This is a genomic window from Streptomyces sp. NBC_01446, from assembly GCF_026340095.1.
GTDB lineage: Bacteria > Actinomycetota > Actinomycetes > Streptomycetales > Streptomycetaceae > Streptomyces > Streptomyces aureus.
In genome coordinates, this window is sequence record NZ_JAPEPO010000001.1 from 6,658,560 (window position 1) to 6,671,778 (window position 13,219).

Here is a 13,219-nt window from a genome sequence, read left to right on the forward strand (position 1 = left end):
GCGCCACTGACGAGGAGAGAACGGCGCTATGCCGAAGAACAAGACGCACAGCGGTGCCAGCAAGCGCTTCAAGATCACCGGCTCCGGCAAGGTGCTCCGTGAGCGCGCCGGCAAGCGCCACCTGCTCGAGCACAAGTCGTCCCGCGTGACGCGCCGCCTCACCGGCACGGTCGAGCTGGCCCCGGGCGACGCCAAGAAGATCAAGAAGCTTCTCGGCAAGTGAGTTCAGGCGCGCACCAGCGCGCCGGAGCTCGGACCGGGACCAATTCGTTTTCGGGTCGTGTGAGTTCAACCGCGGCCCCGCTACAAGGAGTTAACAAGTGGCACGCGTCAAGCGGGCAGTGAACGCCCACAAGAAGCGCAGGGCAGTCCTCGAGGCCGCCAAGGGTTACCGCGGTCAGCGCTCGCGCCTGTACCGCAAGGCCAAGGAGCAGGTCACCCACTCCCTGGTCTACAACTACAACGACCGCAAGAAGCGCAAGGGCGACTTCCGCCGTCTGTGGATCCAGCGCATCAACGCCGCTGCCCGCGAGAACGGAATGACGTACAACCGCCTCATCCAGGGTCTGAATGCCGCCAACATCGAGGTGGACCGCAAGATCCTCGCCGAGCTGGCCGTCAACGACCCGAACGCGTTCGCCGCGCTCGTCGAGGTTGCGCAGAAGGCCCTTCCGGCCGACGTGAACGCGCCCAAGGCTGCGTGACGCTCCGCTTTCAGCCGGATGCTCCTCGGACCCGCAAGTCACTTGGCTTGCGGGTCCGAGTGCGTCCGTTGTCGGTTGCGGGGTGGTGGGGGTTGTTCGCGCAGTTCCCCGCGCCCCTTCCGGGGCCCGTCGCCCCGCCCCTGTTCAACTTCTGCCCCCCGAAGGTGAGTTCATGGTCGGCCCCGAGTTGATCTCCCCCAAGTCGTCCCGCGTCAGTGCCGCGCGACGGCTTGCCAAGCGGAACTTCCGGGGCAAGGAGCGGCTGTTCCTGGCCGAGGGGCCACAGGCCGTGCGGGAGGCCGCCGGGCACGCGGACACTCTCGTCGAACTGTTCGCCACCCTCGATGCCGCCGAGCGCTACACCGACATCGTCGCGGAGGCGCGCGACGCCGGCGCCCGGGTGCACCTCGCCGACGAGGACGTCATCGCCGACATCTCGACGACCGTCACCCCGCAGGGCCTCGTCGGGGTCTGCCGCTTCCTGGACACGCCGTTCGAGGACGTCCTCGCCGCCCGCCCCAAGCTCGTCGCGGTCCTCGCCAACGTCCGCGACCCCGGCAACGCCGGCACCGTCCTGCGCTGCGCCGACGCCGCGGGCGCCGACGCCGTCGTCCTGACCGACGCGTCCGTCGACCTGTACAACCCCAAGTCGGTGCGGGCGTCCGTCGGTTCGCTGTTCCACCTGCCGGTCGCCGTCGGCGTACCCGTGGAGCGGGCCGTGCAGGGGCTCAAGGACGCGGGCGTACGCATCCTCGCCGCCGACGGCGCGGGGGAGCACGACCTCGACACCGAGCTGGACCGCGGCACCATGGGCACCCCCACCGCCTGGATCTTCGGCAACGAGGCCTGGGGGCTCCCCGAGGAGACCCGCGAGCTCGCCGACGCCGTGGTGCGGGTCCCGATCCACGGCAAGGCCGAGAGCCTGAACCTCGCCACGGCCGCCGCCGTCTGCCTGTACGCCTCCGCGCGCGCACAGCGAGCCCCCGGAGGGTGCCGCTCCGTCACCCCCAGCTAGTAGTGTGGCGAGCTCGGAGGCCACAGCGCCCTTCCGAGAGGTGGGATACGGGGATATGAGCGTCGGCACGAGCAGAGCACCGGGGGCACGGGACACCCTGCGCCGGCCCGCGCCCCGATGCGGCCCCGACGACCTCACCACCCTCGCCGACAGCGGCCTCCACCCGGACGACCTGCCCGACGGACTCGTCGTCGCCGACGAGACCGGGCACGTCATCTGCTTCAACGCGGCGGCCGTCCGCATCACGGCCGTCCCCGCCGCCGACGCCCTCGGCCACCCCCTGGAGCGCGCGCTCCCTTTAGAGGACCTCGAAGGCCGCCGCTGGTGGCAGCTGACCGACCCGTACGGCGGCCTCGCCACCCGCTTCGCCCAGCCCGAGCGCAATCTGCTGCTGCCCGGCGGGCGAGAGGTCCTCGTCTCCGCGCGCTATGTCCGCACCGCGCCCACCGGCCCCGTCCGTCGCGTCGTCGTCTCCCTCCGTGACACCGAGGCCCGCCGCCGCACCGAGCGCAGCCACGCCGAGCTGATCGCGACCGTCGCCCACGAGCTGCGCTCGCCCCTCACGTCGGTGAAGGGCTTCACCGCGACCTTGCTCGCGAAGTGGGAGCGGTTCACCGACGACCAGAAGAAGCTGATGCTGGAGACCGTCGACGCCGACGCGAACCGCGTCACGCGCCTCATCGCCGAGCTCCTCGACATCTCCCGCATCGACTCCGGACGCCTCGAAGTGCGCCGCCAGCCCGTCGACATCGGCGCCGCTGTGGCCCGCCACGTCCAGGCCCACGTCGCCTCAGGACAGCCGGCCGACCGCTTCCTCGTCCGGGTGGAACAGCCCCTGCCCGACCTCTGGGCCGACCCGGACAAGATCGACCAGGTGCTCAGCAACCTTCTGGAAAATGCCGTGCGCCATGGCGAGGGAACGGTCACCATCGACGTCATGCCCTCGGCATCACCCCGCGAGCGGGAGTGCGCCGGCACGTCGGTCACCGTGAGCGACGAGGGGCCAGGCATCCCGGAGGAGTCCATGAACCGCGTCTTCACCCGCTTCTGGCGGGGCAGCAAGCGAGGCGGCACCGGACTCGGCCTGTACATCGTCAAGGGCATCGTCGAGGCCCACGGCGGGACCATCACGGTCGGTCGCGCGCCCGGCGGCGGCGCACAGTTCCGATTTACGTTGCCCGTGGGGGCCCCGGCGTACCTGAACGCCTGAGCGGGCCCCCACGGGCACATCGGCACACCCCACCCCCGTTAGACTCGGTGTTTGGCACTTTGCGTCCCAATCCTGAGACGAATCGTCTCCGAGTCGTGGACGGGGACCATCCGCCAAACCAACCGGAAGCACGGGAAGAGATGTCGGCACCGAATAAGTCGTACGACCCTGTTGAGGTCGAGGCCTTGAAACCGGAAGAGATCGAGCGCATGCGGGACGAGGCGCTCGCCGCCTTCGCGGCCGCGGACTCCCTCGGCGCGCTCCAGGAGGCCAAGGTCGCCCACACCGGCGGCACCTCGCCCCTGTCGCTCGCCAACCGCGAGATCGGCGCCCTGCCCCCGCAGGCCAAGGCCGAGGCCGGCAAGCGCGTCGGCATGGCCCGCGGCGCCGTCAGCAAGGCGCTCGCCGCCCGCCAGTCTGAGCTCGAGGCCGAGCGCGACGCGCGCGTCCTGGTCGAGGAGGCCGTGGACGTCACGCTGCCCTACGACCGGACCCCGGCCGGCGCCCGCCACCCCCTGACCACGCTCTCGGAGCGCATCGAGGACGTCTTCGTGGCCATGGGCTACGAGGTCGCCGAGGGCCCCGAGGTCGAGGCGGAGTGGTTCAACTTCGACGCCCTGAACATCGGCCCCGACCACCCGGCGCGGGGTATGCAGGACACGTTCTTCGTCGAGGGCCCCAAGGGCCGCGAGACCGAGTCGAACGTCGTCCTGCGCACCCACACGTCCCCCGTGCAGGTCCGGTCCATGCTCGACCGCGAGCCGCCGGTCTACGTGATCTGCCCGGGCCGCGTGTACCGCTCCGACGAGCTGGACGCCACGCACACTCCGGTGTTCATGCAGGTCGAGCTGCTCGCCGTCGACGAGGGCCTGACGATGTCGGACCTCAAGGGCACCCTCGACCACATGGTCCAGGCGCTCTTCGGGGAGGGCATGAAGACCCGCCTGCGGCCGAACTTCTTCCCGTTCACCGAGCCGTCCGCCGAGATGGACATGGTCTGCTACGTGTGCCGCGGCGAGTCCGTCGGCAACCCGGACCGGCCGTGCCGCACCTGCTCCTCCGAGGGCTGGATCGAGCTCGGCGGCTGCGGCATGGTCAACCCCAAGGTGCTGACCGCGGCGGGCATCGACCCCGAGAAGTACAGCGGATTCGCCTTCGGGTTCGGCATCGAGCGGATGCTGATGTTCCGCCACAACGTCGAAGACATGCGAGACATGGTCGAGGGTGACATCCGGTTCACCCGGCCGTTCGGGATGGAGATCTGATGCGTATCCCGCTTTCCTGGCTGCGGGAGTACGTCGATCTCCCCGCCACCGAGACCGGCCGTGACCTGCAGGAGAAGCTCGTGGCCACCGGCCTCGAGGTCGAGACCGTCGAGCAGCTCGGCGCAGGCCTCAAGGGCCCCCTCGTCGTCGGTCAGGTGCTGACCATCGAGGAGCTGGAGGGCTTCAAGAAGCCCATCCGCTTCTGCACCGTGGACGTCGGCCGGGCCAACGGCACGGGCGAGCCGCAGGAGATCGTCTGCGGCGCCCGTAACTTCGCCGTCGGCGACAAGGTCGTCGTGGTCCTGCCCGGCGCCGTGCTCCCGGGCGACTTCGCGATCGCCGCGCGCAAGACGTACGGCAAGACCTCGCACGGCATGATCTGCTCCGGCGACGAGCTGGGCATGGGCGACGACGGCTCCGGTGGCATCATCGTCCTGCCGCCCGAGCACGAGGTCGGCACCGACGCGATCGAGCTCCTGCAGCTCGTCGACGAGGTTCTCGACATCGCCGTCACCGCCAACCGCGGCGACTGCCTGTCCCTGCGCGGTGTCGCCCGCGAGGCCGCCATCGCGTACGGCCTGCCGCTGCGCGACCCGGCACTCCTCGACGTGCCCGCGCCCAACGCGAACGGCTACCCGGTCCGGATCTCCGAGCCGGCCGGCTGCGACCGCTTCACCGCGCGCACCGTCACCGGCCTCAACCCCGAGGCCCGCTCCCCGATCTGGCTCCGGCGCCGGCTGCAGAAGGCGGGCATGCGCCCGATCTCGCTCGCCGTCGACATCACCAACTACGTGATGCTGGAGCTCGGCCAGCCCCTGCACGCCTACGACCGCTCCCTCGTCCAGGGCGCGATCGGCGTGCGCCGGGCCGAGCAGGGCGAGAAGTTCACCACCCTCGACGGCGCCAAGCGTGTACTCGACGCCGAGGATCTGGTGATCACCGACGACCGCGGCCCCATCGGCCTCGCGGGCGTCATGGGCGGAGCCAACACGGAGATCGCCGACCACGACGCCGACGCCGGGACCACCGACGTCGTCATCGAGGCCGCGCACTTCGACCCCGTCTCCATCGCCCGCACCGCGCGCCGCCACAAGCTGTCCTCCGAGGCGTCCAAGCGCTTCGAGCGCGGCGTCGACCCGCAGGCCGCGTCCGCCGCGGCCCAGCGCACCGTCGACCTCCTCGTGCTCCTCGCGGGCGGCACCGCCGACCCCGGCGTCACCGAGGTCATCGCGCCCTCCGCGCCGCACACCATCACGCTCCCGGCGGACCACCCCGACAAGGTCGCGGGTGTCACGTACGGCCGCGAGACCGTGGTGCGCCGCCTCCAGCAGGTCGGCTGCGACGTCTACGGCCAGGACAACCTGACGGTCACCGTGCCGTCGTGGCGTCCCGACCTGGTCGAGCCGAACGACCTGGCCGAAGAGGTCATCCGGCTCGAGGGCTACGAGAACCTGCCCTCGACGCTGCCGAGGCCCCCGGCGGGCCGCGGCCTGACCGAGCGCCAGCGGCTCCACCGCCGCGTGGGCCGCGCCCTGGCCGGCGCCGGTTACGTCGAGGCGCTGAACTACCCGTTCATCAGCGACGAGACGCTTGGCAAGCTCGGCATCGAGCAGGACGACCCGCGCCGCACCACGGTCAAGCTGGTCAACCCGCTCTCCGACGAGGAGCCCGCGCTCCGTACGACAATGCTGCCGGGCCTCCTGGAGGCGCTGCGCCGCAACGACGGCCGCGGCTCGCACGACCTGGCGCTGTTCGAGACCGGCCTGGTCTTCCGGCCGACCGGTGACGAGCCGCAGGCCGTCCGCCTGCCCGTCGACCGGCGTCCCACCGACGAGGAGATCGCCGGCCTCGACGCCGCGCTGCCGCGTCAGCCGCGCCACGCCGCGGTCGTCCTCACGGGCGCCCGCGAGCAGGCCGGCTGGTGGGGCAACGGCCGGCCTGCCGACTGGGCGGACGCCGTCGAGGCGGCCCGCACCATCGCCCGCGAGGCCGGTGTCGAGCTGATCGTGCGCGGCGACCAGCACGCGCCCTGGCACCCGGGCCGGTGCGCCGCGCTGTTCGCCGTGGTGGACGGCGCGGAGACGCTCGTCGGCCACGCCGGTGAGCTGCACCCGCGTGTCATCAAGGCGCTGCACCTGCCCGAGCGCAGCTGCGCCATGGAGATCGACCTCGACCTGGTCGAGCGGGCCGGCACCGGCGCGCTCCAGGCGCCGCGGATCTCCACGTTCCCCGTGGCCACGCAGGACGTCGCGCTCGTCGTCGACGCCTCCGTGCCGGCCGCCGACGTGGAGAAGGCGCTGCGCGAGGGGGCGGGTGAACTCCTCGAGTCCCTCCGCCTGTTCGACGTGTTCACGGGCGAGCAGCTCGGTGAGGGCCGCAAGTCCCTCGCCTACGCGCTGCGCTTCCGTGCCACCGACCGCACGCTGACCGTCGACGAGGCGTCCGCGGCCCGCGACGCGGCGGTGGCGCTGGCCGCCGAGCGCACCGGGGCGGTGCTGCGCGGGGCCTGATCCCGGCAGAGCGAGACGCAGTGAGGGGCACCTCCGGACCACCGGAGGTGCCCCTCACTCGTTCGGGTGAGAAGTGGCGGTGATCCGCTCCGAGCGGGGCAGACGCTCGACAGAATCATTGCGGCCGCAGGGCCGACCGCGCTGAACAGGGCCTTAGGGAGGCCGTCGGCATGATCCGTAACCATCCGAGGACGCCCTCCCGACCACCCCGCACCTCCTTCAGATCCCGGCTCACCCGCTCCCGCTCCCTTCGCGTGCGCCGCGCGCTCGATCTGGCGCTGCCCACGGCCTGGGGCGCCGTGGCGATCACCTTCAAGCTGGCGTGCCCGCTCGCGCAGGAGACCGGACTCGGCGCGCGCATCACGTCGAGCGCCGTGTTCTTCGCCGTCGGCACCGGTCTGATACTCCATGTGCGGCGCGGCCTCCAGCGTGAGCTGCGGCAGCTGCGCAGGATCGCGGGGGCGGCACAGAACGTGCTGCTGCGCCCGCTGCCGCCCCGCATCGACGGCCTGGCCATCGCGGCAGGACATCTCTCGGCCGACCGGGGCGCCACCGTGGGGGGCGACCTCTACGAGGTCATCGCCACCGACCACGGCGTGCGCGTGGTCATGGGGGACGTCCGCGGGCACGGCCTCGCCGCCCTGGCGACCGTCGCCGCCGTCCTCGGCAGCTTCCGCGAGGCCGCGCACGACGAGGCCGAACTGACCTGCGTACTGAGGCGACTCGAGCGGGCCATGGCCCGGCATCTGCGCGAGCGGTCGCGGGACGAGCACCCCGCGGCCGGCGGCGCCGAGCCGGTCAGTCCGGTCGCGGAGGAGTTCGTCACCGTGCTGCTCCTGGAGATCCGGCAGGACGGGGAGGTGCTCGCCCTCAACTGCGGGCACCCGTGGCCGTATCTGCTGCGCAGCCATGCGGGTCCCGCGGCCGTGGCGCGTGGCTACGCCGAGTTGGTCGGGGGCGGTGAACCCCTGCCGCCGCTCGGCCCGTTCCCGCTGCCGGCCGAACTGCCGGTCGTCGCGTGCGGGCGGCTTCTTCCCGGGGAGGGGCTGCTGCTCCACACCGACGGGCTCGAGGACGCGCGGGACGCCCGCGGCCGGTTCTTCCCGCTGCCCGCCGCGCTCGCCGAGGCCGTCCGCGTCCAGCCGGTCGTCCCCCAGGCCGTCATCCGTGCCGTGTACGCCCAACTCCTGTGCCACACAGGCGGGTTGCAGGACGACGACGCCGCGCTCCTCGTCCTGCGCAACGACCGCAAGCGAGTCCCCTTGCAGCACGGGGAGCTCCGCGTCCACAGTGCTGCCAAGTGAACGTGGACACCGCGTGACCTGACCCCGGGGCTCTCCTCCCGGGGCGCGCCGTCCGCCGGCCGCGGAGTGTCGGGCAGGCAGCCGGTCGGACGGCGCAAAACGGGCCGCCGCACTGTACGAGGGGGAGCCGGCGGCCCGGCCGGCCTCTTGCGAGGCAGTTCAGTCAATCGAGTTGCATCACACCACAAAAGAGTGCGCAACACCCGGATTCGGGCACTCCGTTCACACCCCGTGTGAAGCCCGCTCCACTACGCTGACGGCACCGAGCCACCGGAGGGCCCTCCATGCAGCCCAACACCTTGCTCGACGCGATACTCGACGAGGCCGGGATCTCCCATGCGGGCCTCGCCGCACATGTGAACCAGGCGGGCCGCGCCAGGGGGCTCGCCCTGCGCTACGAACACACCGCCGTCGCACGGTGGTTGAAGGGCCAGCGGCCACGCGGCCAGGTGCCCGACCTCATCTGCGAGGTCCTCGCCGCCCGCCTGCACCGCCCCGTCACCCTCGACGACATCGGCCTGGGCATGCCCGGCGAACCGGCCACCCCGCACGGCCAGAGTCTGTCCGGATTCGTCGAGCGGGCCACCGCCCTGTGGCGCTCGGACGAACAGCAGCGGCCCCACATACTGGGCGCCCCCGCCGTCACGGGGACCCCGGCCGTGATGCCCGTATGGGAGTGGGAGAACCCGCCCGAGGACACCGACGTGTCGCGCGGCGGGCGCCACCGGGTCAGCGCCGCCGACCTGGAGATGATGCGCTCGGCCCGCACGCACTACGAGCAGATGTACCGCAAGGCCGGCGGCATCGCGACGCGCACCCGCATCGTCGGCTTCCTCAACACGGAGGCGGCGCCTCTGCTGCGCGGCAGCTACACCGACGAGACGGGCCGCCAACTGCACCGCGCCACCGGCGGGTTGGTCGCCATCGCGGGCATCTGCGCCTACGACTCCGACGCGCACGGCCTCGCCCAGCGCTACTTCCACCAGGCCCTACGCCTCGCCAAGGCGAGCGGTGACCGCGGTCTCGGCGCCTATGTCATCGCCCTCCTGGTCAACCAGTCGCTCCACATGAGGCAGTACCGGCAGTCGGTGGCCTTCGCGGAGGCCGCGCTGCGGGCCGCCGGGCGGCACATCACGCCGGCGCTCGCCTCGGATCTGTACGCGATGCAGGCCAAGGCGTACGCACACCTCGGCGACGGCAGCAGCGCCCTGTCCTGCATCCGGCGTGCCGAGTCGGCCGCCGACCGCATCCGGCGCGGCCATGAACCGGACGAGACGGGCTATGTCCAGCCCGGACTCGTCAACGTGCAGGTGGCGGAGGCCCTCTTGAGCCTCGGCGACCTCACCTCGGCACGTGAACACGCGGCGGCGGCCGTGCACAACCCCGCCCACGACCGGGGGCGGGTGCACCGCCTCGCCATGCTCAGCCAGATCGAGCTGAGACAGGGCAACGCCGAGAAGGCCGTCGCGATCGCCGTGGAGATGGCCGAACGGGCGCGGGGAATGGAGTCCCAGCGGCTGCGCGACAGACTCCGGGCGGTACGCGAACACCTGGTGCGCAACGGCTGTGCCGGCACGGCCGAGGCCGCCGAACTCATCGACGGGGCACTGCGCGTACCGCTCTGAGTCCGACCTGCACCGCTCTCTCACGCTCCGCTGCTGCGATATTGCCATCTAACTCGGCGGAAGGTGGCAGAACCGTGCAGTGGACGAAACAGAACGAACAGACGGTGTATGAAAACCGCTGGTTCCGGGTCAATCTCGCGGATGTCGAGCTCCCGGACGGCCGGCATCTCGACCACTTCGTCATACGGCTGCGGCCGGTCGCCGTGGCCACCGTGGTCAATGAGGCCAACGAGGTGCTGCTCCTGTGGCGGCACCGTTTCATCACCGACAGCTGGGGCTGGGAGCTCCCGGCGGGGGTGATCGAGGACGGCGAGGACATCGCCGCCGCGGCCGCCAGGGAACTGGAGGAGGAGACCGGCTGGCGGCCGGGACCCTTACGCCATCTGATGAGCGTGGAGCCGTCCAACGGTCTCGAGGACGCGAGGCACCACGTCTACTGGGCCGAGGAGGGTTCGTACGTCGGCCATCCCGAGGACGACTTCGAGTCGGACCGCAGGGAGTGGGTCCCTCTCAAGCTCGTCCCCGACATGGTCGCCCGCGGCGAGGTCCCGGCCGCCAACATGGCGGCCGCACTGCTGATGCTGCACCATCTCAGGCTGGGGCAGGACACCCCGGCCTGACCCGGAGGAAAGGCGCTAGCGTCCGAACGCCTGCCAGACGGCAAGGGCGAGCGCGCCGGCCGCGGTGATCGCGGCGACGGCCTGCAGCGGCCATCGGGTGTGCTCGAGCTGGGCGACCCGGGTGCTCAGATCGTCCTGGTCCTTGACGCTCTGTTCATCGCGCTGGGTGAGCAACGCCAGCTTGCCGTCGACGCGGGCGAGACCCACATCGAGGCTGCGGCGTAACTCCGCGAGTTCTTCCGGGACCACGGGACGCTCGGGGTCGGCGGTCACGGGTCGGCTCCTTTCCGTAGTCGGCAGATCCGTTGCCTTACGCACGGGAAGTCAACTCGCCCGGTGGGTACGGCGGGAGAGTGTGCGATGGGCATATGCGGGCCCGGTGCGCACACGGTGTGCGAACGGTTCGGGCCCGGCACTCCGAAGAGTGCCGGGCCCGAACTTTCGACTACGCAGAGTCAACGCGGTGCGGAACCGCGCGCGGTCACGAGTACTGGTAGAAACCCGAGCCCGTCTTGCGGCCGAGACGGCCCGCGTCGACCATCCGCTGGAGCAGCGGGGGAGCGGCGTACAGGGGCTCCTTGAACTCCGCGTACATCGAGTCGGCGACCGAGGCGACGGTGTCGAGGCCGATGAGGTCGGCGAGCTTGAGCGGGCCCATGGGGTGGGCGCAGCCGAGCTCCATGCCGTTGTCGATGTCCTCGCGGCTGGCGATGCCCGACTCGAACATCCGGATCGCGGAGAGCAGATACGGGATCAGCAGCGCGTTGACCACGAAGCCCGAGCGGTCCTGGGCGCGGATCGCGTGCTTGCCGAGGATCTTCTCGACGAGGGACTGGGCGCGGCTGATGGTGCCCTCGGAGGTGGTGAGGGCCGGGATCAGCTCGACGAGCTTCTGTACGGGCGCCGGGTTGAAGAAGTGGATACCGATGACGTGGTCGGGGCGCGAGGTCGCCACGGCCAGCTTGACCAGCGGGATCGAGGAGGTGTTGGACGCCAGGATGGCGTCCTGCCGGGTGACGACCTGGTCGAGCACCTGGAAGATCTCGGTCTTGACCTGCTCGTTCTCGACGACGGCCTCGATGACGAGGTCCCGGTCGGAGAACTCCCCGAGGTCGGTGGTGAAGCTCAGGCGGGCCAGGGTCTCGGCCAGCTCCTCGGCGCTGATCTTGCCGCGCTCGGCCGCCTTGGAGAGGGAGTTGTGCAGCCGGGTACGGCCGATCTCCAGGGCCTCGCCGGTGGTCTCAGCCACCATGACGTCCAGACCGGCGCGGGCGCAGACCTCTGCGATCCCGGCTCCCATCTGGCCGCAGCCCACCACTCCGACGCGCTGGATGTCCCCCATAGGGTCGGTCACCTCGTGCCTTTCGCTGTTCTCCGGCCGGCAGGACCCCCGGGTTCCGGCGCCTGCCTCGGCCCTGCACGTTACTCGGAACCTCCCGTACACGGCGGGCCGGGTCGGGCATGCTGTCCCCAGTGCGGCCCGGAACGGCCGGGCCTGTTGGCCATCGGGTGGGCGGATGAGGCATTTGTCACGCAGGGGCTTCACAGTCGCGGCGGCGGCCGCGCTGACCGGGCTCGCCGCAGGGGACGCGGCCGCCGCCGGGTCCCGTCACGCTCCGGTGGCCCGCGACATGCGGGGCATGTGGCTGGCGACGGTGGCCAACCTCGACTGGCCCTCGAAGGCGGGCCTGAGCGCCGCGCAGCAGCGTACGGAGCTCATCGCCCACCTCGACACGGCGGTGGGCAGGCACCTGAACGCCGTGGTCTTCCAGGTACGGCCGACGGCCGACGCGCTGTGGCCGTCCCCGTACGAGCCCTGGTCGGACGTCCTCACGGGGGTACAGGGCGAGAGTCCGGGCTGGGACCCGCTCGGCACGGCCGTCGCGGAGGCGCACCGGCGCGGGCTCGAACTGCACGCCTGGTTCAACCCCTACCGCATCGCGAACCACACGGACCTCTCCCGCCTCGTGTCCACGCACCCGGCCCGCCGGCACCCCGACTGGGTCGTCCCCTACGGCGGGAAGCTCTACTACAACCCGGGCCTGCCCGACGTTCGCGAGTTCGTCCAGGAAGCGATGCTCGACGCCGTCCGCCGCTACGACATCGACGCCGTGCACTGGGACGACTACTTCTACCCGTATCCGGTCGCGGGCCAGGTCTTCGACGACGACGACGCCTACGCGGCCCACGGCGGGAACTTCCCGGACCGGGCCTCATGGCGGCGCGACAACACCGACCGGCTCGTGCGCGAGATGGCCGCGAGCGTGAAGCGGATCAGGCCGCGCACCCAGTTCGGGATCAGCCCCTTCGGTGTGTGGCGCAACGCCGCGACGGACCCGCTCGGCTCGGACACCCGGGCCGGGGTGCAGACGTACGACGACCTGCACGCCGACACCCGCAAGTGGGTGCGCGAGCGCTGGATCGACTACATCTGCCCGCAGATCTACTGGAACATCGGCTTCGCCGCCGCGGACTACGCGAAGCTCGTGCCCTGGTGGTCGGACGTCGCACGTGGGACGGGCGTGCGCCTCTACGCGGGCGAGGCGCTCTACAAGGCGGGCGATCCGGCGCAGCCCGCCGCGTGGCAGGATCCGGCCGAACTCTCCCGCCACCTCACCTTCGCCGAGCGCTATCCGCAGGTGAACGGACATGTGTTCTTCTCGGCGAAGGAGGTGGGCGCCGACCGGATCGGTGCCATGGCCCGGGTGGTCGAGAACCACTACTGAGAGGGCCGGGTGTGACTAGGGGGCCGGCTCCTCGTGCTGCACGACGGAGTCGGGACCCGGTGACATCACCGCCTCGTGGCCGTCCTGGAAGCGGACCCTGAACGGCGGCTCGCCGTCGTGGCCCATGATTTCGACGATTTCCGCGACCTTGTCGTGCTCGCCCACGGTCCTGCCGTGCACCCGCAGATGGTCGCCCTTGGTGGCTCGCATCGTGAGTGACCTCCTCGTCCCTCGTCGACC

General features: G+C 71.3%; 13 protein-coding genes. 10 read left to right on the forward strand and 3 right to left on the reverse strand.

The window, feature by feature from the left end; genetic code table 11:
• Nucleotides 1-28: 28 nt before the first annotated feature.
• The 9 genes from rpmI to OG456_RS29940 all read left to right on the forward strand — a co-directional run bounded on the left by rpmI (nucleotide 29) and on the right by OG456_RS29940 (nucleotide 10,253).
• Nucleotides 29-223: a 50S ribosomal protein L35 gene (gene rpmI / locus OG456_RS29900; RefSeq protein WP_100597076.1), complete on the forward strand. Its 195-nt coding sequence runs from the start codon at nucleotides 29-31 to the stop codon at nucleotides 221-223.
• Nucleotides 224-320: 97 nt separating this feature from the next.
• On the forward strand, nucleotides 321-704 hold the full coding sequence (gene rplT / locus OG456_RS29905; RefSeq protein WP_266566360.1) for a 50S ribosomal protein L20: 384 nt from the start codon (nucleotides 321-323) through the stop codon (nucleotides 702-704).
• A 172-nt stretch (nucleotides 705-876) separates the two neighbouring features.
• Complete coding sequence (locus OG456_RS29910) at nucleotides 877-1,719, forward strand: RNA methyltransferase (RefSeq protein WP_266566362.1); 843 nt, start codon at nucleotides 877-879, stop codon at nucleotides 1,717-1,719.
• Nucleotides 1,720-1,774: 55 nt separating this feature from the next.
• A complete protein-coding gene (locus OG456_RS29915; RefSeq protein ID WP_266566364.1) occupies nucleotides 1,775-2,929 on the forward strand; it encodes an ATP-binding protein in 1,155 nt (384 codons plus the stop codon).
• 140 nt (nucleotides 2,930-3,069) lie between these two features.
• Nucleotides 3,070-4,194, forward strand: coding sequence for a phenylalanine--tRNA ligase subunit alpha (gene pheS / locus OG456_RS29920; RefSeq protein ID WP_266566366.1), 1,125 nt, complete (start codon nucleotides 3,070-3,072; stop codon nucleotides 4,192-4,194).
• Nucleotides 4,194-6,704 (forward strand): phenylalanine--tRNA ligase subunit beta, encoded by a 2,511-nt coding sequence (gene pheT / locus OG456_RS29925; protein ID WP_266566368.1) that lies wholly within the window; start codon nucleotides 4,194-4,196, stop codon nucleotides 6,702-6,704. Before pheS ends, pheT begins: the two co-directional genes overlap by 1 nt.
• Nucleotides 6,705-6,874: 170 nt before the next feature.
• Entirely contained in the window at nucleotides 6,875-8,008 is a 1,134-nt protein-coding gene (locus tag OG456_RS29930; RefSeq protein WP_266566370.1) for a PP2C family protein-serine/threonine phosphatase, read from the forward strand.
• Between the two features lie 284 nt (nucleotides 8,009-8,292).
• Nucleotides 8,293-9,633: a transcriptional regulator gene (locus OG456_RS29935; RefSeq protein WP_266566372.1), complete on the forward strand. Its 1,341-nt coding sequence runs from the start codon at nucleotides 8,293-8,295 to the stop codon at nucleotides 9,631-9,633.
• Between the two features lie 74 nt (nucleotides 9,634-9,707).
• Nucleotides 9,708-10,253, forward strand: coding sequence for an NUDIX domain-containing protein (locus tag OG456_RS29940; protein WP_266566374.1), 546 nt, complete (start codon nucleotides 9,708-9,710; stop codon nucleotides 10,251-10,253).
• A gap of 15 nt (nucleotides 10,254-10,268) precedes the next feature.
• On the opposite strand, the gene OG456_RS29945 is transcribed toward OG456_RS29940, so the two are convergent.
• Nucleotides 10,269-10,526 carry a hypothetical protein gene (locus OG456_RS29945; protein ID WP_266566376.1) on the reverse strand — a complete coding sequence of 86 codons (258 nt, stop codon included), beginning with the start codon at nucleotides 10,524-10,526 and terminating at the stop codon, nucleotides 10,269-10,271.
• A gap of 208 nt (nucleotides 10,527-10,734) precedes the next feature.
• On the reverse strand, nucleotides 10,735-11,595 hold the full coding sequence (locus OG456_RS29950) for a 3-hydroxybutyryl-CoA dehydrogenase (protein WP_266566377.1): 861 nt from the start codon (nucleotides 11,593-11,595) through the stop codon (nucleotides 10,735-10,737).
• Nucleotides 11,596-11,770: 175 nt separating this feature from the next.
• On the opposite strand from OG456_RS29950, the gene OG456_RS29955 reads away from it, so the two are divergent.
• Nucleotides 11,771-12,979, forward strand: a complete 1,209-nt coding sequence (locus OG456_RS29955) for a glycoside hydrolase family 10 protein (protein ID WP_266566379.1) — start codon at nucleotides 11,771-11,773, stop codon at nucleotides 12,977-12,979.
• Nucleotides 12,980-12,994: 15 nt separating this feature from the next.
• Here the strand turns inward: OG456_RS29955 and OG456_RS29960 are convergent, their stop codons facing one another.
• Nucleotides 12,995-13,189 (reverse strand): DUF1918 domain-containing protein, encoded by a 195-nt coding sequence (locus tag OG456_RS29960; protein ID WP_266566381.1) that lies wholly within the window; start codon nucleotides 13,187-13,189, stop codon nucleotides 12,995-12,997.
• Nucleotides 13,190-13,219: the final 30 nt, after the last annotated feature.

Bases quoted from the DNA above. Each gene is read 5' to 3' on its own strand.
- rpmI (WP_100597076.1), top strand. From the start codon at position 29: ATGCCGAAGAACAAGACGCACAGCGGTGCCAGCAAGCGCTTCAAGATC.
- OG456_RS29910 (WP_266566362.1), top strand. From the start codon at position 877: ATGGTCGGCCCCGAGTTGATCTCCCCCAAGTCGTCCCGCGTCAGTGCC.
- OG456_RS29915 (WP_266566364.1), top strand. From the start codon at position 1,775: ATGAGCGTCGGCACGAGCAGAGCACCGGGGGCACGGGACACCCTGCGC.
- pheS (WP_266566366.1), top strand. From the start codon at position 3,070: ATGTCGGCACCGAATAAGTCGTACGACCCTGTTGAGGTCGAGGCCTTG.
- pheT (WP_266566368.1), top strand. From the start codon at position 4,194: ATGCGTATCCCGCTTTCCTGGCTGCGGGAGTACGTCGATCTCCCCGCC.
- OG456_RS29930 (WP_266566370.1), top strand. From the start codon at position 6,875: ATGATCCGTAACCATCCGAGGACGCCCTCCCGACCACCCCGCACCTCC.
- OG456_RS29935 (WP_266566372.1), top strand. From the start codon at position 8,293: ATGCAGCCCAACACCTTGCTCGACGCGATACTCGACGAGGCCGGGATC.
- OG456_RS29950 (WP_266566377.1), bottom strand. From the start codon at position 11,595: ATGGGGGACATCCAGCGCGTCGGAGTGGTGGGCTGCGGCCAGATGGGA.
- OG456_RS29955 (WP_266566379.1), top strand. From the start codon at position 11,771: ATGAGGCATTTGTCACGCAGGGGCTTCACAGTCGCGGCGGCGGCCGCG.
- OG456_RS29960 (WP_266566381.1), bottom strand. From the start codon at position 13,189: ATGCGAGCCACCAAGGGCGACCATCTGCGGGTGCACGGCAGGACCGTG.